The 21,973-nt window shown below is 59.6% G+C and carries 14 protein-coding genes and 2 pseudogenes; 8 read left to right on the forward strand and 8 right to left on the reverse strand.

Annotated features, from left to right (window positions below):
- Positions 1-186: 186 nt before the first annotated feature.
- Positions 187-957, forward strand: coding sequence for a ParA family protein (locus tag IAI51_RS17585; protein ID WP_102355587.1), 771 nt, complete (start codon positions 187-189; stop codon positions 955-957).
- Positions 958-1,008: 51 nt separating this feature from the next.
- On the opposite strand, the gene trxC is transcribed toward IAI51_RS17585, so the two are convergent.
- On the reverse strand, positions 1,009-1,443 hold the full coding sequence (gene trxC, locus IAI51_RS17590; protein WP_187679633.1) for a thioredoxin TrxC: 435 nt from the start codon (positions 1,441-1,443) through the stop codon (positions 1,009-1,011).
- Positions 1,444-1,637: 194 nt separating this feature from the next.
- Between trxC and IAI51_RS17595 the strand changes: the two genes are divergently transcribed.
- Both IAI51_RS17595 and IAI51_RS17600 read left to right on the forward strand, forming a co-directional pair.
- Positions 1,638-1,934 (forward strand): type II toxin-antitoxin system HigB family toxin, encoded by a 297-nt coding sequence (locus tag IAI51_RS17595; protein ID WP_187679634.1) that lies wholly within the window; start codon positions 1,638-1,640, stop codon positions 1,932-1,934.
- Positions 1,931-2,332: a type II toxin-antitoxin system HigA family antitoxin gene (locus IAI51_RS17600; protein ID WP_187679635.1), complete on the forward strand. Its 402-nt coding sequence runs from the start codon at positions 1,931-1,933 to the stop codon at positions 2,330-2,332. The genes IAI51_RS17595 and IAI51_RS17600 overlap by 4 nt, the downstream gene beginning before the upstream one ends.
- 6 nt (positions 2,333-2,338) lie before the next feature.
- Here IAI51_RS17600 and selO read toward each other — a convergent pair whose 3' ends face one another.
- The 5 genes and pseudogenes from selO to IAI51_RS28305 form a co-directional block, all read right to left on the reverse strand.
- Positions 2,339-3,802 (reverse strand): protein adenylyltransferase SelO, encoded by a 1,464-nt coding sequence (gene selO / locus IAI51_RS17605; protein WP_187679636.1) that lies wholly within the window; start codon positions 3,800-3,802, stop codon positions 2,339-2,341.
- A 48-nt stretch (positions 3,803-3,850) separates the two neighbouring features.
- Positions 3,851-7,204, reverse strand: a complete 3,354-nt coding sequence (gene mscK / locus IAI51_RS17610) for a mechanosensitive channel MscK (protein WP_187679637.1) — start codon at positions 7,202-7,204, stop codon at positions 3,851-3,853.
- A gap of 34 nt (positions 7,205-7,238) precedes the next feature.
- Complete coding sequence (locus IAI51_RS17615) at positions 7,239-8,981, reverse strand: potassium/proton antiporter (RefSeq protein ID WP_187679638.1); 1,743 nt, start codon at positions 8,979-8,981, stop codon at positions 7,239-7,241.
- Positions 8,982-9,311: 330 nt separating this feature from the next.
- Positions 9,312-10,184, reverse strand: coding sequence for a methyl-accepting chemotaxis protein (locus IAI51_RS28300; RefSeq protein WP_371042268.1), 873 nt, complete (start codon positions 10,182-10,184; stop codon positions 9,312-9,314).
- Between the two features lie 30 nt (positions 10,185-10,214).
- A pseudogene (locus IAI51_RS28305) lies at positions 10,215-10,964 on the reverse strand (MCP four helix bundle domain-containing protein); the annotation flags it as partial.
- 251 nt (positions 10,965-11,215) lie between these two features.
- Here IAI51_RS28305 and IAI51_RS17625 point away from each other — a divergent pair.
- From IAI51_RS17625 to IAI51_RS28315, 4 genes and pseudogenes are all read left to right on the forward strand, one after another.
- A complete protein-coding gene (locus IAI51_RS17625) occupies positions 11,216-11,446 on the forward strand; it encodes a hypothetical protein (RefSeq protein ID WP_016987570.1) in 231 nt (76 codons plus the stop codon).
- Entirely contained in the window at positions 11,443-11,745 is a 303-nt protein-coding gene (locus IAI51_RS17630) for a cell division protein ZapA (RefSeq protein WP_016987569.1), read from the forward strand. Before IAI51_RS17625 ends, IAI51_RS17630 begins: the two co-directional genes overlap by 4 nt.
- A 144-nt stretch (positions 11,746-11,889) precedes the next feature.
- Positions 11,890-12,915: pseudogene (locus tag IAI51_RS28310) on the forward strand (cache domain-containing protein); the annotation flags it as partial.
- Between the two features lie 135 nt (positions 12,916-13,050).
- Positions 13,051-13,782 (forward strand): methyl-accepting chemotaxis protein, encoded by a 732-nt coding sequence (locus IAI51_RS28315; RefSeq protein ID WP_404943128.1) that lies wholly within the window; start codon positions 13,051-13,053, stop codon positions 13,780-13,782.
- Positions 13,783-13,929: 147 nt separating this feature from the next.
- Here the strand turns inward: IAI51_RS28315 and IAI51_RS17640 are convergent, their stop codons facing one another.
- Both IAI51_RS17640 and putA read right to left on the reverse strand, forming a co-directional pair.
- Positions 13,930-15,732 (reverse strand): acyl-CoA dehydrogenase, encoded by a 1,803-nt coding sequence (locus tag IAI51_RS17640; RefSeq protein WP_187679641.1) that lies wholly within the window; start codon positions 15,730-15,732, stop codon positions 13,930-13,932.
- 212 nt (positions 15,733-15,944) lie between these two features.
- On the reverse strand, positions 15,945-19,898 hold the full coding sequence (putA, locus tag IAI51_RS17645; RefSeq protein WP_187679642.1) for a trifunctional transcriptional regulator/proline dehydrogenase/L-glutamate gamma-semialdehyde dehydrogenase: 3,954 nt from the start codon (positions 19,896-19,898) through the stop codon (positions 15,945-15,947).
- Positions 19,899-20,354: 456 nt separating this feature from the next.
- Here putA and putP point away from each other — a divergent pair, with 456 nt between their 5' ends.
- On the forward strand, positions 20,355-21,839 hold the full coding sequence (gene putP, locus IAI51_RS17650; protein ID WP_187679643.1) for a sodium/proline symporter PutP: 1,485 nt from the start codon (positions 20,355-20,357) through the stop codon (positions 21,837-21,839).
- The last annotated feature ends 134 nt before the right edge of the window (positions 21,840-21,973 follow it).

Raw genomic sequence — 21,973 nt, forward strand, 5'->3', positions numbered from 1 at the left:
GTCAATTGGCCATTATCCAGATTGGCAGAGGCTTGTCTGTCGGGCATCTCGGCAATTGATGGCGGTTTTTAGTCGGTCTGCACGCGGATATTTGCACCTGACCTTGTAGTCCACCGCTGTGAAGGTAGCGAAGCGAGGCCGCGCGCATCTACACTCGATCATTCTTTGATACACGGAGGTTTGGTCATGCGGCGCGTGGTGTTCAATCAGAAAGGTGGCGTGGGCAAATCCAGCATTGCCTGCAATCTGGCGGCGGTCAGCGCGAGCGAGGGGTATCGCACGCTGTTAGTGGATCTCGATGCCCAGGCCAACTCCACTCAGTATCTGACCGGGCTTACCGGCGACGACATCCCGATGGGCATTGCCGACTTCTTCAAGCAGACCCTGTCTTCCGGACCTTTTTCGAAAAAGAACCAGGCCGATATCTACGAAACCCCGTTCGACAACCTGCACATCATCACCGCCACGGCCGAGCTGGCCGACCTGCAGCCCAAGCTTGAGGCCAAGCACAAGATCAACAAGCTGCGTAAGTTGCTAGATGAGCTATCGGAAGATTACGACCGGATCTACCTCGATACGCCTCCAGCGCTGAATTTCTACGCGGTATCGGCGCTGATTGCTGCTGATCGCGTGTTGATTCCTTTCGATTGCGACAGTTTCTCGCGCCAAGCCTTGTATGGCTTGCTGGCGGAAATCGAAGAATTGAAGGAAGACCACAACGAAGGGCTGGAAGTCGAAGGCATCGTGGTGAACCAGTTCCAGGCCCGGGCAAGCCTGCCGCAGCAGATTCTCGATGAGTTGATCGCCGAAGGTCTGCCGGTGTTGCCGGTGTATCTGACCAGTTCAGTGCGGATGCGCGAGTCGCATCAGGCCAATACGCCGCTGATCCACCTCGATCCGCGGCACAAGCTGACCCAGCAATTTGTCGAACTGCACAATCTGCTCGAAGATGCCTGAAAACCAATGTGGGAGCTAGCAGGCTAGCTCCCACAGGGGATGCGCGGGGTATCAGATCCCCTGGCTACGCAGCCAGCTCATCAACTGCGGCAACGGAAACGCGCCACTCTGCCGTGCCACTTCCCGGCCGTTCTTGAACAGAATCAGGCTCGGAATCGAACGAATCCCCAACTGCGCCGACAACTGCTGATTGGCTTCGCTATCGAGCTTGGCCAACCGGCACTTGCCCGCCAATTGTGCCGCCGCCTGCTCAAACACCGGTGCAAACGACTTGCACGGCCCGCACCAGTCCGCCCACACGTCCACCAATAGCGGCAGATCGCCCTTGATCTGGCTGGCGTAATCGCCTTGCTTGAGTTCGAACGGTTTGCTTGACAGAACCGCAGATTTGCAGCGCCCGCACTTCGGCTGGTCCGCGAGGCGCTCGGCGGGGATGCGGTTGAGGCCGTTGCAGGATGGGCAGGGGATTAGCAGTGGGTTGGTCATAAGCGAGATCCAAGGGAGAGCTGATAACAGCTAGTTGGAGACGTTTGCTCATATTTCAATCGTGCACCTCTTCGCGTTATGCCTAGGCTGAGGACGAAGCAGGCGAGTCCGTTGGTCTGCCTTCCAGTATCGCAACTTGCGATATTTTTGGTTTGTGATTAACTCCCCATAGCAGAATGCGATAAGGATGTTGCATGCATGTCATCACTGACAAACGAATACGAGAAGCAAAGGAAAAATGGCCTAATGCGGCCAATGCGCTGGATCATTGGCTTGAAGTGGCCAAAGGGGGCAAACCTACGGACTTTGCCGCCATGAAGGCGCTGTTTCCCGCCATCGATAAGGTGGTTGAATTTCATGTTTTCGATATTGGTGGGAATAAGCTGAGGCTGATTGCCTACGTCAGATATCGACCTCAAAAACTTTACATCAAGCACGTGTTGGATCACCGCGAGTACGACCGCGGCAAATGGAAGGAGGGAAGGGCATGAGTGTTCTGATCAAAAAAGCCGCCGAGCACTGGGAATTCGTGTCGCCATTACTGCGCAAGCCGAAAAGCGAAGACGATTACGACATGCTGGTACAGGCGCTTGACGAGTTGCTCGAGATGACTGGTGATGACGAGTCCAATCCGTTGATGAGTTTGGTGGACATAATCGGCGACTGGATCGAAGAATGGGATCGCACGCATCACCCAGCGCCAAAACCACCCGGTTTTGAGGTCTTGGGATATCTGATGCGTGAACATGGTTTGACCCAGAGCGATTTGCCCGGTGTCGGTACTCAGTCGGTCGTATCGGAAATCCTGAGCGGCAAGAGGCAGCTGAACTTGAGACAGGTCCGCTGGTTGTCCGAGTATTTCAAGCTGCCCGTAGATGTATTTATCTAAGCCTACTCAAGACGAACAACTGATTTCCAAATGCTTGCCCCACTCCGGCGGACGCTCGGCGTAGCTCTCCATCCCCGGCTGCTCCTCGAACGGCTTGCTCAGCACCGCATGCAGCCGGCGCACCTCTGAGTAATCCCCTTGTTCGGCGGCATCGATCGCTCTCTGCGCCAGATAATTACGCAGGATGTACAGCGGATTCACCGCGTGCATCCGCGCGCGGCGCTGTTCCTGATCGAGCGCGCCATCGCGCGTAACACGGGCGACGTAACGTTCGCCCCAGGCATCGAAGCCTTTGATATCGACGAAGTCGTCACGCAATTGAGCAACGGCCAGTTCTGCGGATTGATCACCGAGCCGGCGGAAGAACAGCGTGTAATCAACGCCGCTGTTCTGCATCAGTTGCAGCAGGTTTTCCAGCAGCAATTGATCGTCATCTTCAGGCATGGTGAAGCCGAGGCGACGGCGCATCAGGTCGAGGTAATGCGCCTGAAACAGCGGCAAATACAGACCCAGCGTTTCGCGCAACGCTTCGACGCTGATGAACGGCGTCAACGCTTGAGCAAGTGCGCTGAGGTTCCATTGGCCGATGGGTACCTGATTGCTGAACGAGTAGCGGCCCTGATCATCGGAGTGGTTGCAGATGAAGTTGGCGTCGAAGTCGTCAAGGAAGGCGAACGGGCCGAAGTCGAAAGTGATGCCCAGGATCGACATGTTGTCGGTGTTCATCACGCCGTGGCAGAAGCCGTAGGCCTGCCATTTGGCGATCAGTTCGGCGTTGCGTTCGACGATCTCGCGGAACATCGCCAGATACGGCTCAGGCTGTTCCAGGCATTCCGGGAAGTGCATCGCCAGCACATGCTCACCGAGCTGCTTCTGCTGCTCGGGACGCTTGGTGTAGTAGAAATATTCGAAGTGGCCGAAGCGGATATGGCTCGGCGCCAGACGCAGCACCATCGCCGCGCGTTCCTGCTTTTCGCGCCAGACCGGGGTGTCGGAGCCGATCACACAGGCTGCGCGTGAGGACGGAATGTTCAGCGCATTCAGGGCTTCGGAAGCCAGGAATTCACGTATCGACGAACGCAGCACCGCGCGGCCATCGCCCATACGCGAAAAGGGTGTTTGCCCGGCGCCCTTGAGGTGCAGATCCCAGTGTTCGCCGGCTTCGTTGTAGACCTCGCCCAACAGCAAGCCGCGACCATCGCCCAATTGCGGGGTGTAGCCGCCGAACTGATGCCCGGAATAGACCATCGCCCGTGGCTCGGCATCGGCCCATAGTTTGTGGCCGCCGAACAATTCAGCAAATTCCTGGGTTTCAGCTGTCGTCGGGTCGAGGTCGAGTAGGGCCATGGCCGCAGGGCTCGACACCACCAGACGCGGGTTGTCGATCGGCTCGGGCAGCACGTGGGCGGAGAACGCGTCGCCCAGGCGGGCGAAGCGATTGTCGAAGGTCAGTTCGTCGAGGGCTTTCAAGGGCCGGCTCCAGCAGAATGTCCGAGCATTCTGCTGGGATTAGACCGGTTAGTCGAGTTTGGCCGGCGGCGGCTCTTGCAGCGGTTTCTGCTCGTCGGGCACCGCGACGATGGTTTTGGTTTCCGGCTCGATTGGCACCATCTTGTATTCCTGACCGTGGAGGTTCTTCAGGTAAACCTCCATCTGCCGGAACGAGATGTTGATTTGCTGTTTCTTGAACTCGCGGTTGATGAAGCGGTTGACCTCATCGAGCACCGGGTTGCGGTCACCCAGGTCACGCACGTGCATGCGCAGTTCGTGGTCGAGGGTGCTTTCGCCGAAGTTGAGGAAGTACACGTGCGGCTCGGGTTCCTTGAGCACGCGCGGATTTTCCCGGGCAGCCTTGAGCAGCAGTTCTTTCACCAGATCCAGATCGGAACCGTAATCGACACCAAGCTTGAGCGTGACTCGGGTGATGGTATCCGTCAGCGACCAGTTGATCAGTTGCCCGGTGATGAACGTCTTGTTCGGGACAATGATGTCCTTGCGGTCGAAGTCGGTGATGGTCGTGGCACGAATGCGGATCTTGCTCACCGTGCCCGACAGGTTGCCGATGGTGATGGTGTCGCCGATCCGCACCGGGCGTTCGAACAGAATCATGATGCCGGAGATGAAGTTCGCAAAGATCTCCTGCATGCCGAAACCGAGGCCGACCGACAGCGCCGCCACCAGCCATTGCAACTTGTCCCAACTCACGCCGAGGGTCGACAGGGTCGAGACAAAACCGACGCCGGCGATCACATACGACAGCAGCGTCGTCGTCGCGTAGGCACTGCCTTGGGCCAGATTGAGTTTTGACAGCACGAACACTTCAAGCAGGCCCGGCAAGTTGCGCGCCAGAGCGAAGGTGATGCCGATGATGATCAGCGCACCCAGCATGTCGCCGATACTGATCGGCACCATGCTCATGTTGGCGCCGGTGCCGCTGGTGTATTCGTAGAGGGTGATGTTGTCGAGGTACGAGAACACCGAAATCAGGTCCGACCAGACCCAGTACAGCGCCGCGATAAAGCCGCCGAGCAGGGCCAGACGAATCAGGCGTAGAGACTGCTCGTTGACCTTTTCGATATCCAGGGTCGGCTCTTCGATCACCGCTTCGCCGTCGCCGGCCTCTTTCGCCGCTTGGCGTTTGGCCAAGGCGCGCTGATAGGCGAGACGTCGCGCCGCGACACTCAGACCACGGACGAAAGTGGCTTCGATCACCAACCAGAACATCAGCAAATAGAGGGTATTGATCAAGCGGTCGCTGAGTTTCAGCGCGGTGTAGTAGTAGCCGAAGCACACCGCGACGAACAGGGCGATTGGCAGCAGGGTGAACATCACCCCGACAGCCTTGCGGAACAGCGAGGCGTTTTCGTGGGCCGGGCTGCTGATCAGCAAGCGACTGAGCAACCACGCCATCAACGCGTAGCAGGTCAGCACCACCGGCATGCCAAGCACATCGTCGGCGAGCGCCGCCGGTTGCAACTCGGCGACGGCCACCACGGCGACCAGCGCCATGACCACCAGCCCGAGTCGGCGTACCCAGCCTTGAAGGAATTCGACCTGGGGTTTTTCCCAGCGGAAATGCAACTCAGCCACGCCGCCCGGCGCGAGAATCCGGTAGGCGGTGTAGAACACCAGCCACGCCTGGCCCATTTGCAGCAGTGCCGCGCCCATGTTGGCGTTCTGGCCGCGGGCATCGATCTGCAAGGCCAGACCGCACAGTCCCAGACCAAGCGCCACTGGCATCGCCAGCAGAATGTTGATCAGAATCGCCTGCGGGGTGTGCCACTGACTGTCGCGTTTGAAATGGCCGATGTCCTGGTGAACCTTGTTCAGCCGACCGTAGAGACTTTTGCGCCGCCACAGCAGTGCGCCGATCAGCAACGCCAGCGGCAGGAACAGTAAGGGGCGCTGGGTCAGACCGTCGGTCAGTTCGCTCAGGCTGGATGCCCATGGCAGCGTGTCGACCTGACGTTTCAGCCGCTCCGGCACGCCACGCATCCACTCCAGGTCCAGCGGCTTGTTGCTGGGAATCCAGAACATTTGCTCATCGAGGGTCGCGCGCAGGCTCTGGGCCGTGCTCAGCAGTTGCTTCTGGTTGAGTTGCAGAGTGATCGATTCATTGAGCATCGCACTCAGTTCGCGGTTCAGACGCTCCAGCAGGTCGACGCGAGTGTTGGCCAGATCCAGCAGGCTTTTGCGCAACTGCGGGGTGACGAGCTCTGGCGACTGGGTGGCCAGCAGATTGTCGACATAGGCCGCCGGATTGCTCAGCAGTTCACGCTGCTGGCTGACATCAAACTGATACAGGCGAATGTCGGCGATTTGATCGGCCAGATCACGGTCTACCTTGAGCCGTGGCAAGGCCTGCTTCTGTTTGTAGAGAATCTTCGACAGCAACAGGCTGCCCTTGAGCACGTTGATCTGCTCGTCGAGGGCCGAATCGCTCTGGGTCAGGGCGTCGAGTTGCTGTTTGGTTTGCAGGTTTTGCTGGGTGACTTCGTTGAGGCGGTCGGTGCTTTTGAGCAGGTAGTCCGAGAGCTTGAGGTTGGCTGCGCTTTCTGTGGCAAGCAGGCTGCTGCTGCCGGCCTTTTGCGCCTCGATTGACTGTTGCGTGACGGTTTCCTGAGATTGCGCCAGACGCTTCTGGTTGATCAGGGTTTGCAGTTCCTGAATCTCGCGGTCGAGGCGGTCGGACTTCTCCGAGAGCAAGTCATGTTGAGCGTTGCCCAGGTCTTGCAACTGGCTGTTACCGGCCAGTTCCTGACGGCGCAGCGGGATCAGCGCATTCAGTGCCGCCAGCTCGGCGTTCAACTGGTCGCGTTGCTCGTTGCTGACAGTCTTGCCGGCGTCTTTGCCGGACTTGAGGATGTTGTTTATCTGCTGGATGCGCGTCTGGCTGGCGGAAATTTCTGCCTGGGCGCGTTCGGGGCGGGTCTGGGCTGTGATGATCAGGCTGTTGGCGTCGGCCAAGGCCTTTTGCAGATCACTTTGCTGAGTCGAGCGGTCGGTGAGGATCTGCTCCAGCTGCGGGATCGACTCCTTGGGAAAACGCTGTGCGACCGGCACCACCGCAGTGGCCTTGAGGCGCGTCAGTTCGCGGGCATTCTCGATCGTCTGCTTCGGCGCCGTGGCCAACTGCTGCTTGAGGTCGATCAGCTTCTGTGCGTAATCACGCTGATTGTTCAGCTGATTGAGCGTGCTCTGCAGGACGGACTGCAGGGACTTTTTATCGGCCTCCGGCAGTTTGCTGTCGGCGAGCTTGTCCAGACTGGCCTGCACGGCTTCGCTGGACGGTGGTTCGGCGGCATAAAGCGGGCCGACAGTAAGACTCAGGCCCAGCAGGGCCGCGGCGAAAAAGGAGCGCAGGTTAGGCATAGAGACCGGTCAAGCAAGTGATAGTGGACGCAGTTTAGAGGAAGAGCCCGGGGCCCGGGCGACTTCCTTCGGGGAATCTGACGCCCACTTTGCCAATCTTGTTCCCGTCCATGACCGCGACGGTCCAGTGGGTGTTGTTCCACTCCACCTGGTCACCGACGATAGGAGCACCGCCGACTTTATGGGCAATGAAGGTGCCGAGGGTCATGTCTGGGTCGATGCCTTCGGCCGGCAAGCCATAAAGCGCTGCAACGGCTTTAAGCTGGGCGTCTCCTTCGAGCACGAAATCACCGAAGAAGCGCAGATCGAGGCCGCGTTGTGGCGCCTGGCTGAACAGTTTTCCGAGGGCTGGCAAGTTGTGTTCGTGGCCGATAACACACAGCAAATCATCGACTTCCAGCACCGTACTACCCGACGGATGGAGCAGTTGCTGGCCACGAAACAGCGCGGCAATACGTGTTCCCTCGGGCATTTTCAGCTCACGCAGGGGCGAACCGATGCACCATTTCTCCGCGCCGAGCTTATAAACGAACAGTTCCCACTCGCTGGTGACGTGCACTTCCAGTGCGGATCGGGAAATCGGCGCGGGCTCGGGCGGTACCGTCACCTTCAGCAGTTTGGCCACCCACGGCAGGCTCGTGCCCTGCACCAACAGCGACACCAGCACGATAAAGAACGCGAGGTTGAAGTACAGCTGCGCATTCGGCAGCCCGGCCATCAGCGGGAACACCGCGAGAATGATCGGTACCGCGCCGCGCAAGCCGACCCAGGAAATAAAGGCTTTTTCGCGGCCATGGAACGCCTTGAACGGCAGCAGGCCCACCACCACCGACAGCGGCCGCGCGAACAGAATCATCCACAGCGCCAGACCGAGGGCGGGCAGGGCGATTGGCAGCAAATCATGCGGGGTAACCAGCAAGCCCAGCACGAGGAACATGCCGATCTGCGCCAGCCACGCCATGCCGTCGAGCATATGCAGAATGCCGTGGCGACTGCGCACCGGACGGTTACCGATCACCAGGCCGCACAGGTAAACCGCGAGGAAACCACTGCCATGCAAGGCGTTGGTCAGGGCGAACACCACCAGACCGCCGGCGATCATCAGAATCGGATACAGACCAGCGGCGAGGTTGATCCGGTTGACCAGTTGCAGCATCAGCCAGCCACCGCCCAGACCGATCACGCCACCGATGCCGAACTCGCGGATCAGGTGCGTCAGCAGGCTCCAGTGCAACCCGGTCTGGCCGCTGGCGAGCATATCGATCAGGGTCACGGTGAGAAACACCGCCATCGGATCGTTGCTGCCGGATTCGATTTCCAGGGTGGCGGTCACCCGTTCGTTCAGACCTTTGCCGCCGAGCAGCGAAAACACCGCTGCGGCGTCGGTCGAGCCGACGATGGCGCCGATCAGGAGGCCCTGAATCATGTTCAAATCGAACAGCCACGCAGCCGCCATGCCGGTCAGCCCGGTGGTGATCAACACCCCGACCGTGGCCAGCGACAGCGCCGGCCATAACGCCACGCGAAAACTTGAAACCCGCGTGCGCAAGCCGCCGTCGAGGAGGATCACTGCCAGTGCGAGGTTGCCGACCAGATAGGCCGTGGGGTAGTTATCGAAAATGATCCCGCCGCCATCGACCCCGGCCGCCATGCCGACCGCGAGAATGATGACCAGAATCGGAATGCCGAGACGGGAAGAAAGAGAGCTGACAAGAATGCTTGCGCCTACCAGCAACGCGCCGATCAAGAACAGGCTGTTGATGGTCGTCGCATTCAAAGGCAGTACTCCAGAAGCGTAAAGACGGGCACAAACTGACCATGCAGTCTGCGTGCCAGCGATTCTAACCTGTTGAAATGTGATGCTGTCAAAAAGGTTTTTCAGTGTGGCATCAGGTTTTGTGTTCGGCGGGCTATTGCTGCCCTCACCCTAGCCCTCTCCCGGGGGGAGAGGGGACTGATCGAGGTGTTTGTGCGTGGTACGCCGACCTGAAAGTCCTAGTCGAACTCAGACTTTGAAAAGTATGAAGAACTGCTCCCTTTCCTCTCGCCCCCTTGGGGGAGAGGGCTGGGTGGGGTGAGGGGGGAGCTTTTGATCCTGCTTTTGATCTTAGAGGCTGAACCGCCCAACCATATTGTTCAGATCCAGCGCCAGGCGCGACAGCTCATTGCTCGCCGCACTGGTCTGATTCGCGCCGGTCGCCGATTGCACCGACAGATCACGGATGTTCACCAGGTTGCGATCCACTTCCCGCGCCACTTGCGCCTGTTCTTCGGCGGCGCTGGCGATCACCAGGTTGCGCTCGTTGATCTCGACGATGGCGGTGTTGATGGTGTCCAGCGACATCCCGGCACCACGGGCAATGTTCAGCGTCGACTCGGCGCGCTCGGTGCTGTTACGCATCGAATCCACAGCGTGTTCGGTGCCACTCTGAATGCTGCCGATCATGCGTTCGATTTCGCTGGTCGACTGCTGGGTGCGATGCGCCAGGGCACGAACTTCATCAGCCACCACCGCAAAACCACGACCGGCCTCACCGGCGCGCGCCGCTTCAATCGCTGCGTTCAGGGCCAACAGGTTGGTCTGGTCAGCCAGGCCACGGATCACGTCCAGCACCTTGCCGATGTCGCGGGATTCATTGGCCAGATCACCGATCAGGCTCGCCGTACTCTGCACGTCGGCGCTCATGCGTTCGATGGCGCTGACGGTTTCCTGGACCAGATCACGGCCGTCGCCGGCAGAGGTGGTGGCGTTCTTCGAGGCTTCCGAGGTGCTGACCGCATTGCGCGCGACTTCTTCTACCGCACTTGTCATCTCGTTGACGGCGGTAGCAGCCTGTTCGATTTCGTTGTTCTGCTGAGTCAGGCCGCGAGCGCTTTCGTCGGTGACACTGTTCAGCTCTTCAGCGGCCGAGGCCAGCTGCGTGGCCGAACCGGAAATCCGCTGCAAGGTGTCGCGCAGTTTCGATTGCATCTTGGCCATGGCCGCCAGCAGACGTCCGGCTTCATCGGAGCCGTCGACATGGATCGGCTGGGTCAGGTTGCCTTCGGCGATGGTTTCCGCTGCGTCCAGTGCCTTGGAGATCGGCTTGGTGATGCTGACGGTCAGCAGCCAGGCGAACAGGACAGTCAGGCCGGTGGCGATGACCAGCAACGTGACGACCAGATTAAATGCCGAGGAATATTGATCGGCCGCTTGCTGATTGGTCTGGCTGATTTGCTCGCCGTTAATCTGCATCAGGCGGTTGAGCACGCCGTTCATCGCTTCGGAGTTATTCAGCAATTCGGTGTTGAGCAGGTTGCGCAACTCATCCACCTGATTGTTGCGCGACAGGGTCTTCATCCGGTCTTCGATCTGGCGGTACTGACCCAGCAACTGCACGTATTGGTCGTAGGCCGAACGCTCGTCCGGGCTGCCGATCAGCGGCTCGTAATCAGACTGGGCTTTGCGGATCTGCTGATTGCGCATGTCCAGCAGTTCCATGGTTTTCTGCTGCACGTCCGGCTCGCGGTTGACCAGCAAGCGGTATGACAGCACGCGCAGGCGCAGGGTCAACTGAGTGAATTCGTCGAGGTTCTTGATGCTCGGCACGCTGCTCGACGAGATGTCCTCGGCGGCGTCGCGGATTTTGCTCATTTGATTCAAGGCGAACACGCCGAGAATCAGCATCAGGCCGCCGATCAGGGCAAAACCGGTGAACGCCCGGGGGGCGATATTCATATTACGAAGGGACATGGTGCGGATACCAAGAGAGGGCCGCATCCATGCGGGCTGAGACTGCTGTTGAGTGACTTATCGGTCAGGCGGATGAACTCTTTAGTCCATGTGCGTATTTGTCGCATCCGGGTTTGAGCGACGAAGTGCAGGAACCAGATCGGCAGATCACAGTCTTTTAAACTCGCGAGAACGGTCTCCCGCCAGGAAAATCAAGGCTTTGCACCGGTTTAACCCTGGCATCCGTGGTGACTTTTCTTTATCGTACGCGCCCTTTGAAAAACGCTTGGAAGATCAAAATGTTGGAAGCATCCCTCAGCCAATTGGAACAGCTCGTCAGCGACCTGGTGCAACAGAACCAGAGCCTTGCGCAAACCAACCAGACCTTGTCTACGGAACTGGCCCAGGCCAAGGATGAGAACGAAAGCCTGCAACTGAACCTGATGGAACAGGAAGAAAAGCACGGCGCCACCGCCGCACGCATTCAAGCCCTGGTTGATCGCGTCAACGCAGGTCCTGTCAGCGCATGAACCACCACACAGCAGGGGTAAAAGTCGTCTCCATTCTCGGGGAGGACTATTCGATCAAGGCACCGGCCGGGGAAGAACAGACCCTGCTGGACGCGGCAATGATGCTCAAGGCCGCGCTGGATGACACCAAACGCAAATACCCGACGCTGATCGGCGACCGCCTGCTGGTGCTGGCGGCGATGAATCTGTGCTCGCAGCAGATTGAAATGAAGAAGCAGCATCAGGAAGAACTCGACCGTTACCAAGAGCAAGTCAGCGCCACGGTCGATACCATCGCCAAGACCATCAATCAGGGTTGATGGGGTTGCGCACAACCAAAGAATAGATTGTCGATTGGGTTGTATACAATCGGCACGGCTGTTGCATTGCTTCCGCCTCTTATTCTTTGGGGGTGCTCCATGCAGTTGTGGCGACGCAGTATTCAATGGCAGCTGATTCTCAGCATGGGCACCGCCCTGCTGGTCAGCATCCTGATCGTGGTTGGCATTTATACCCTGGTGGTCAACCGCCTCGCCCAGAGCTATCTGGTCGAACAAGCGCTGCCGTCGAGCATCGAAGCGACGCGCAACGACATCGAACGCATCCTCGTCCAACCCCTGACCGCCGCGAAAGATATCGCCAGCAACTCCATGGTGCGCGACTGGTTGGCAGCGGGTGAAGACAGCAGCAAAACGGCGGCCTTCGCGCAGTATCTGGAAGGCATCCGCGCCGAACACAAAGCATTTACGGCTTTGATCATCGGCACCGAATCCAATCACTACATCACCGAAAAAGGCCTGGATCGCACCCTGAGTCGGGCCAAGCCGGCCGATGCCTGGTTTTATTCCTTCCTCGATAGCAATCAGCCGCGCACCCTCAATATCGACAACGATGGCGCCACCGGCGAGTTGGCGCTGTTCATCGATCTGAAGGTCGAGCAGGCCGGCAAAGTGGTCGGTGTCGCTGGGCTGGGGCTGAGCATGAAAGAGCTGTCGGAGCTGATCCACAACTTCAGCTTTGGCGAGCGCGGCAAGGTCTATCTCGTGCGTTCCGACGGTTTGATTCAGGTGCATCCTGAGGCGCAGTTCAGTGGCAAACGCACCTTGAGCGAGCAGATTGGTGCTTCGGCGGCGCAATCAGTCCTCGGTCAAAAAAATGCCGTGAGCAGCAGCTTCCAGCGCGAAGGCGAAGACTTCCTCGCCTTCAGCCTGCCGTTGCGCGACCTCGGCTGGACGCTGGTGGCCGAAGTGCCGCAGTCGCAGATCTACGCGGAAGCCCGCAAGGCGATGTGGCTGAGCGGCGGCATCGGTCTGGCGGTGGCGCTGGTATGCCTGGCGCTGGTGGTGTGGCTGGCCCAAGGGCTGGTGCGGCCGATTCGTCAGGTAACAGCGGCACTGGTAGCAATCGGTAGCGGTGGGGGAGATTTGACCCACCGGTTAGATTCCAGCCGCGCCGATGAACTCGGCGACTTGGCAAGGGGCTTCAATCGCTTCCTCGACAGCCAGCGCGGGATGATCGGCGAAGTGCTGACCACCAGCGAGCGTCTGCGCACGGCCGTTAGCCAAGTGGCGAAAGTGGTGGAAAACACCGCCGAGCGTTCCGGCCGCCAACAGGAAATGACCGACATGGTTGCCACCGCCGTCCACGAAATGGGCCTGACCGTGCAGGAAATCGCCCAGAACGCCGGCAACGCAGCGCTCGCCTCGCAAACCGCTCGGGATGAAGCGATGCAGGCGCGGGAAGTGGTGGGTGGTTCGATCCGGCATATAGAAAGCATGTCCGACGAAATCGGCGTGGCGGCCGGCGCGGTGGGGGAACTGGCCAATCAAGTGGCGTCCATCGATTCGGTGTTGGCGGTGATTCGTGGGGTTTCTGAACAGACCAACTTATTGGCGCTGAACGCCGCCATCGAAGCGGCGCGTGCCGGCGACATGGGGCGTGGTTTTGCGGTGGTGGCGGACGAAGTGCGGACATTGGCGCGACGGACTCAGGCGTCTACCGATGAGATTCAGCAGATGATCGGCAGCCTCAAGCAGGGCGCCGAAAACGCCGTATCGTCGATGCGCACCGGTCAGGCTGCAACGGGCACGGGGGTTGAATCTAGCCAGCGCACTGGCGCGTCGTTGACCGCGATTACCGGGCAGGTCGAGCGCATCAGTGACATGAACCATCAGGTGGCCACGGCGACGGAAGAACAGTCGGCGGTGACCGAAGAGATCAACCGCAACGTGCAGGGGATTTCCGATCTGGCCCGGGCGACGGCGGGTGAGGTTCGGGCGTGTCGAGAGGATTGTCAGATGTTGCAGCGGTTGGCGGATGATCTGGCGCGGCAGATGGGCGGGTTCAAGTTGTCCTGAGAGATGTGTTGTTTGAACTGACGTCTTCGCGAGCAGGCTCGCTCCCACAGTTGGATCAGGGTGTTCACAAATTGTGTGATCACCACAGAACCCCTGTGGGAGCGAGCCTGCTCGCGAATGGCCTCCAGTCGTTACGCAAAATTCAGATCAGAACCACTCATCCTGCATCGCCAGACACGTCTCATCCCGCGCCTCCAGCAATGCCAGTTCATGGTGACAACCCGGCACTTCCCACGTCAGGAAATACCGCGCCGCCTGCAACTTGCCCTTATAGAAGTCAGCATCCGCCGCATTTCCTTTGGCCAAGCCTTCCTCGGCGCGAATCGCCTGCTCCAGCCAGCGCCAGCCAATCACCGTGTGCCCGAACACCTTCAAGTACAACGCCGAGTTCGCCAGGCTGCTGTTGACCTTGCCTTGCGCCAGATCGGTGAGCAAACCGAGGGTCACCACTTGCAGACGCGCGACCAGTTTCTCCAGCGGCTCGCGCAATGCAGTCAGCGATTCGTACGCCGTAGCGCGTTCAGCGGAGTCGGCAATCAGGCGAACCAATTGCTTGAGCCCGGCGCCACCGTTCTGCGCCAGTTTGCGCCCGAGCAAGTCCAGCGACTGAATGCCGTGGGTGCCTTCGTGGATCGGGTTCAAGCGGTTGTCGCGGTAATACTGCTCCACCGGATACTCGCGGGTGTAACCGTGACCGCCGAGGATCTGGATCGCCAGTTCGTTGGCTTTGAGGCAAAACTCCGATGGCCAGGATTTGACGATCGGCGTCAGCAGATCCAGCAGCTCATGGGCCTGCTTACGCTCGGCTTCGGTCTCAAGCGTCGTGGTGTCATCGAACAACCGCGCGGCGTACAGGCCGAGGTCAAACGCCCCTTCGACGTAGGACTTTTGCGTCAGCAGCATGCGTCTGACATCGGCGTGCTGAATGATCGCCACCGGCGCGGTGCTCGGGTCCTTGCTGTCCGGCACCCGGCCTTGCGGACGTTCACGGGCGTACTCCAGCGAATACAGGTAACCGGCGTAACCGAGCATCACCGCGCCCATGCCGACGCCGATCCGCGCCTCGTTCATCATCTGGAACATGTAGCTCAAGCCATGGTGCGGCTTGCCTACCAGATAGCCGACGCACTCACCGTTATCGCCGAAGTTCAGCGCGGTGGACGTGGTGCCGCGCCAGCCCATCTTGTGGAAAAGTCCGGCCAGCAACACGTCATTACGCTCGCCGAGGCTGCCGTCTTCGTTGACCAGAAACTTCGGCACGATAAACAGCGAAATGCCTTTCACCCCCGGCGGAGCGTCCGGCAGCTTGGCCAGGACCATGTGCACGATGTTTTCCGAGAGCGGGTGGTCGCCGCCGGAAATAAAGATTTTGTTGCCCTTGAGGCGATAAGTGCCGTCGGACGCTGGCTCGGCGCGGGTACGAATATCCGACAGCGATGAACCGGCGTGCGGCTCGGTCAGGGCCATGGTGCCGAAGAAACGCCCGTCGATCATCGGTTGCAGGAAGCGCTGTTTTTGCTCGTCAGTGCCGAAGCTCTCGATCAGGTTGGCCGCACCCATGGTCAGGAACGGGTACGAAGTCGAAGCGGCGTTGGCCGACTGGAAATGCGCGAAGCAGGCTTGCGACAGCAGTGTAGGAAGTTGCATGCCGCCGGCGTCGAAACTTCGCGCGGCGTTGAGGAAACCAGCCTCAAGGAAGGCATCCACCGCCGGCTTCACCTCGGGAATCAGAATCGCCTTGCCGTCCTCGTAGCGCGGCTCGTTCTCGTCGCCTTTGCGGTTGTGCGGCGCGAAATACTTCTCGGCGATGCTGCGGGCGGTGCCGATGGCAGCGTCGAAAGTCTCGCGGTTGTGCTCGGCAAAGCGCTCACGCCGGGTCAGGCCCTCGGCATCAAGGACTTCATACAGCTCGAAAGCCAGATTGCGGGAACTGAGCAGCGTCTCGGACATGGCGGCCTACCTGAAATTGGGGTTGGGCCGAGTCTAGGCGTGCGGATAAAGGCTGAACAGGATGATTGATGGGCGTGATACAGAAGCAAAAGATCGCAGCCTTCGGCAGCTCCTACATGGGACGGTGTAGGAGCTGCCGAAGGCTGCGATCTTTTGATCTTCTGTAGGAGTGATTCCAGGCGACCATTGCGGTCGCCTGGATTTGCAGCGGTTTAACCGATCGTCATCAAACTGGCATTACCACCCGCCGCAGCGGTGTTAACACTCAACGCCCGTTCGATCACCAGACGCTCCAGGGCAATGTTGGTCTCGCCCTGGGACAAGCCCTGAACGCCAACAATTGCGCCGGCACGCTTGGCGATCTGCTGGCAGACCCCGCGCAACTGGTCGGAATGGCCGTGATGCAGAACCGCATCAAACACCACTTCGTCCTTGTTCCAGTCGGAAGTCAGCTTGATCCGCGCCTGAATGTCCTTCGGCAGGCGTGCGAACAATGCCTTGCTGATGTCGGACTCCGGCCATACCGCCGAACCGCCTACCGCCAATACCGCCGCCAGTTGGGTCAGCAGATCGCCTTCGACGTCCGCCAGGCACAGCACGTGCTCGCGCGGCAGAATCGCATAGCTGTTCTTCTCACCGGTCGGGCCGTCCAGCACACGAGTGATGCCGCTCTGCGATTGTGCAGAGTACTGCACGCACAGAGTGCTCAGGTCGGCAAACTTGTTGCTGTCGGCCCAGGCTTTCAGGGCGTTCAGTGGTTTGCTCATGGCGTCGCGCAGGCGAACGTCCGGTGCCACGGCAGCATCACCGCGAGCGAAGGATTGTTCGATAGCGTCGGTAGGACGAGTCGACAGCAAGCGGTACAGGTACAACGGGCCACCGGCCTTCGGACCCGTACCCGACAGGCCTTCGCCGCCGAACGGCTGCACGCCGACCACGGCACCGACGATGTTGCGGTTGACGTAGACGTTACCGGCGTTGACGTTGTCGATCACCTTGGCGATGGTCTCGTCGATACGGGTATGCACGCCGAGGGTCAGGCCGTAACCGGACGCATTGATCTGGCCGATCAACTGATCGATCTCTTTGCGCTTGTAGCGCACCACGTGCAGCACCGGGCCGAAGATTTCGCGTTGCAGTTCGTCGAAGCTTTCCAGTTCGATCAGGGTCGGCATGACGAAGGTGCCGCGTTTGACTTCTTCGCTGTCGGCAATGGCCACCTGGTACACGTTGCGACCTTTATCGCGCATGCCCTGGATGTGCTTGTCGATGCCAGCCTTGGCTTCGGCGTCGATCACCGGGCCAATGTCCACGGACAGGCGCTCAGGGTTGCCGAGACGGCTTTCAGCCATCGCACCTTTGAGCATTTCGATGACGCGATCTGCGGAATCTTCCTGCAAGCACAGCACGCGCAGTGCCGAGCAACGCTGACCGGCGCTGTCGAACGCCGAGGACACCACGTCGATCACGACTTGTTCGGTGAGGGCCGACGAGTCGACGATCATCGCGTTCTGGCCACCGGTTTCGGCGATCAGCGGAATCGGACGGCCCTGGTTGTCGAGGCGACCGGCGATGTTGCGTTGCAGCAAACGAGCGACTTCGGTGGAGCCGGTGAACATCACGCCTTTGACGCGTTCATCACCCACTAGGCCAGCGCCGACGGTTTCACCGCGACCCGGCAGCAATTGCAACACGCCTTCCGGAATCCCGGCTTCGAGCAGCAAACGCACGGCTTGTGCAGCGACCAGCGGAGTCTGTTCAGCCGGTTTGGCCAGTACCGGGTTACCGGCAGCCAGCGCGGCGGCAACTTGACCACTGAAGATCGCCAGCGGGAAGTTCCACGGGCTGATGCACACCACTGGGCCAAGTGGGCGGTGGGCGTCGTTGCTGAAATCGTTGCGCGCCTGCACTGCGTAATAACGCAGGAAGTCGACGGCTTCACGGACTTCGGCGATGGCGTTGGCGAAGGTCTTGCCGGCTTCACGGGCCAGCAGGCCCATCAGCGGCTGGATCTCGCCTTCCATCAAATCAGCGGCACGCTCCAGAATCGCGGCGCGTTCGGCGGGCGGGGTGGCCTGCCAGATCGGCGCAGCATTCAGGGCGCATTGAATGGCGTTGTCGACGTCTTCGACAGTGGCTTCTTGAACGTGGCCGACCACATCGCGGTGATCTGCCGGGTTCAGCACCGGTGCCGGCGTTTCAGTGCTGGAAGCGCAACCGAGCATCGGCGCGGCTTTCCAGTTGTTGTGCGCGGTGGCGAGCAATGCGCAAGACAAGGAAGCCAGACGATGTTCGTTGGCCATGTCGATACCGCTGGAGTTGGCGCGCTCGGAGCCATACAGGTCACGCGGCAGCGGGATACGCGGGTGCGGCAGGCCGAAACCACCTTCCACGGTCGCCATCTGCTCGATCTGAGCAACCGGATCGGCCACCAGCTCCTGAATCGAAATCGACTGGTCGGCGATGCGGTTGACGAACGAAGTGTTGGCGCCGTTTTCCAGCAGACGACGGACCAGATAGGCCAGCAGGGTTTCGTGCGTACCGACCGGAGCGTACACGCGGCACGGACGGTTCAGCTTGCCTTCGGAAACTTTGCCTACAACCTGCTCGTAAAGCGGTTCGCCCATGCCGTGCAGGCACTGGAATTCGTACTGGCCCGGGTAATAGTTCTGACCGGCGATGTGGTAAATGGCCGACAGGGTATGGGCGTTGTGGGTGGCGAACTGCGGGTAGATGACTTCCGGTACCGACAGCAGTTTGCGTGCGCAAGCGATGTAGGAAACGTCGGTGTACACCTTGCGGGTGTAGACCGGATAGCCTTCCAGACCTTCGACCTGGGCGCGCTTGATCTCGCTGTCCCAGTACGCGCCTTTCACCAGACGGATCATCAGGCGATGACGGCTGCGGCGTGCCAGATCGATCACGTAGTCGATCACGTACGGGCAACGCTTCTGGTAAGCCTGAATCACGAAACCGATGCCGTTCCAGCCCGTCAGTTGCGGCTCAAAGCACAGGCGCTCGAGCAGATCCAGCGACAGCTCCAGGCGATCGGCTTCTTCGGCGTCGATGTTCAGGCCGATGTCGTATTGCTTGGCCAGCAGGGTCAGCGACAACAGGCGCGGGTACAGCTCGTCCATCACACGCTCGTACTGCGCACGGCTATAACGCGGGTGCAGTGCCGAGAGCTTGATGGAAATGCCCGGGCCTTCATAAATCCCACGACCGTGGGAGGCTTTGCCGATCGAGTGGATGGCTTGTTCGTACGAGGCGAGGTACTTCTGCGCATCGTGTTCGGTCAGTGCCGCTTCGCCGAGCATGTCGTAGGAGTAGCGGAAGCCCTTGGCTTCGAACTTGCTCGCGTTGGCCAGTGCTTCAGCGATGGTTTCGCCGGTGACGAACTGCTCGCCCATCAAGCGCATGGCCATGTCGACGCCCTTGCGGATCATCGGCTCGCCGCTCTTGCCGATGATGCGGCTCAGCGACGAGGTCAGGCCAGCTTCATTGTGAGTCGACACCAGTTTGCCGGTCAGCAGCAGACCCCAGGTGGCGGCGTTGACGAACAGCGAAGGGCTGTTGCCCAAGTGCGGATGCCAGTTGCCGGTGCTGATCTTGTCGCGGATCAGCGCATCGCGAGTGCCTTTGTCCGGGATACGCAGCAGCGCTTCGGCCAGGCACATCAGCGCCACGCCTTCCTGGGACGACAGGGAGAATTCCTGCAGCAGACCCTGAACAATGCCTGCACGACCGCCGGCACTTTTCTGGTTACGCAGTTTTTCTGCGATAGAGGCGGCGAGTTTGTTGGTGGCTTCGGCCATCGGTGCCGGCAGGCGAGCCTGCTCGATCAGCATCGGCACGACTTCCGGCTCAGGGCGACGGTAAGCGGCGGTGATCGAAGCGCGCAGTACTGACTGCGGCAGGATGCTTTCGGCGAATTCGAGGAAGCATTGGTGAGCGTGATCGGTGTGGACTTCGCCCGCGTCGTCGGCGTCCTTGGCGGACAAGCCGTTCAGCTCGGTCAGGGTTGCACCACCCTCGAGTTTTTCCAGGTAATTGAAAATTGCCTGCTTGATCAGCCAGTGCGGTGTGCGATCAATCGAGGTCGCGGCAGCCTTCAGGCGCTCGCGGGTCGGGTCATCGAGTTTGACCCCAAGGGTGGTGGTAGCCATATTTTTATCCTCATGGTTGCCACAGTTGCGTGGCATCAGCTGGCCGCAAGATTAGCCGTGCGCTGAAAGAGGTGCAACCGGGTGCAACCCTTTTTTTGTCGGAATAATAAGCAGCTCGTCAGGAATTATTTTCTGGTACGAAAGTGCTGCTCTTACTAGGTGCATTTGCTTCTGAGAAACCGGCATGACTGCGCTAAAAGGGAGCAAGAACGACGCTTTCAGGAGGAAATCCGACTAGGTGCAACTTATTCGCTCGAAACTGGTTGCACCTTATTTGATTTGTTGCATAGCATTCGCGCCCAAGGTGCAACCGGGATATCCGGTGCACCGGCTGGTGGCTTTCCTGGGGAAACATCAGTCCTAAATGCGCGGGATCCGGAATCGTCTGCCAAACATCCTCGTTTGTGCGTGATTCATCACCGCTGCTACATAAAAACAAAGCCAGGGCGTAACTCAATGAGCGTAAGCAATCCAACACTGATCACGTTCGTGATCTACATCGCAGCAATGGTGCTGATTGGCCTCATGGCCTATCGCTCCACCAACAACCTTTCTGACTATATTCTTGGCGGCCGTAGCTTGGGCAGCGTCGTGACGGCTTTGTCTGCCGGTGCTTCCGACATGAGCGGCTGGCTGTTGATGGGCCTGCCGGGCGCCATCTACATGTCTGGTCTGTCCGAAAGCTGGATCGCCATCGGCCTCATCGTCGGTGCCTACCTGAACTGGCTGTTTGTCGCCGGCCGTCTGCGTGTGCAGACCGAGCACAACGGTGATGCGCTGACCCTGCCAGACTACTTCGCCAGCCGTTTCGAAGATAAAAGCGGCCTGCTGCGGATCATCTCGGCGATCGTGATTCTGGTGTTCTTCACCATCTACTGCGCTTCCGGCATCGTCGCTGGCGCTCGCTTGTTCGAAAGCACCTTCGGCATGTCCTACGAGACGGCGTTGTGGGCCGGTGCTGCAGCGACCATTGCCTACACCTTCGTGGGCGGTTTCCTCGCGGTGAGCTGGACTGACACCGTACAAGCCACCCTGATGATCTTCGCGCTGATCCTGACGCCGATCATCGTCCTGCTGGCTACCGGCGGCGTCGACACCACGTTCCTGGCGATCGAAGCCAACGACCCAAGCAACTTCGACATGCTCAAGGGCACCACCTTCATCGGCATCATCTCGCTGCTGGGCTGGGGCCTGGGCTACTTCGGTCAGCCGCACATCCTTGCGCGTTTCATGGCCGCTGACTCGGTGAAGTCGATTGCCAACGCCCGTCGCATCTCCATGACCTGGATGATCCTGTGCCTGGGCGGCACTGTAGCCGTGGGCTTCTTCGGTATCGCTTACTTCTCGGCACACCCGGAAGTTGCCGGTCCCGTGACCGAGAACCACGAGCGCGTGTTTATCGAGCTGGCCAAACTGCTGTTCAACCCATGGATTGCTGGCGTGCTGCTGTCGGCCATTCTGGCTGCCGTCATGAGCACCCTGAGCTGCCAGTTGCTGGTGTGCTCGAGCGCCCTGACCGAAGACTTTTACAAGACCTTCCTGCGTAAATCCGCTTCGCAGACCGAACTGGTCTGGGTCGGCCGCGCCATGGTGTTGCTGGTTGCACTGATCGCCATCGCAATGGCTGCCAACCCGGATAACCGTGTGCTGGGTCTGGTGTCTTACGCCTGGGCCGGTTTCGGTGCTGCGTTCGGCCCGGTTGTGCTGATCTCGGTAATCTGGAAAGGCATGACCCGCGACGGCGCACTGGCCGGTATCCTGGTCGGCGCGATCACCGTGGTGGCGTGGAAGCACTGGGAAGTGATGGGTCTGTACGAAATCATCCCGGGCTTCATCTTCGCCAGTTTGGCCATCTTCATCGTCAGCAAGATGGGCGAGCCATCCAAAGGCATGGTGCAGCGCTTCGAAGCGGCGGAAAAAGATTTCCACCTGAACAAGTGATGCGTTGAGCTTAGGCTCACAAACAAACGGCCCGTCTCCTACAAGGAGGCGGGCCGTTTTTTTGTGCCTGTGATTGCTCTGACTCACCACAAACCCCTGTAGGAGTGAGCCTGCTCGCGATAGCGGTTTATCAG

The sequence above is a fragment of the Pseudomonas sp. N40(2020) genome (assembly GCF_014472415.1).
Lineage (GTDB): Bacteria > Pseudomonadota > Gammaproteobacteria > Pseudomonadales > Pseudomonadaceae > Aquipseudomonas.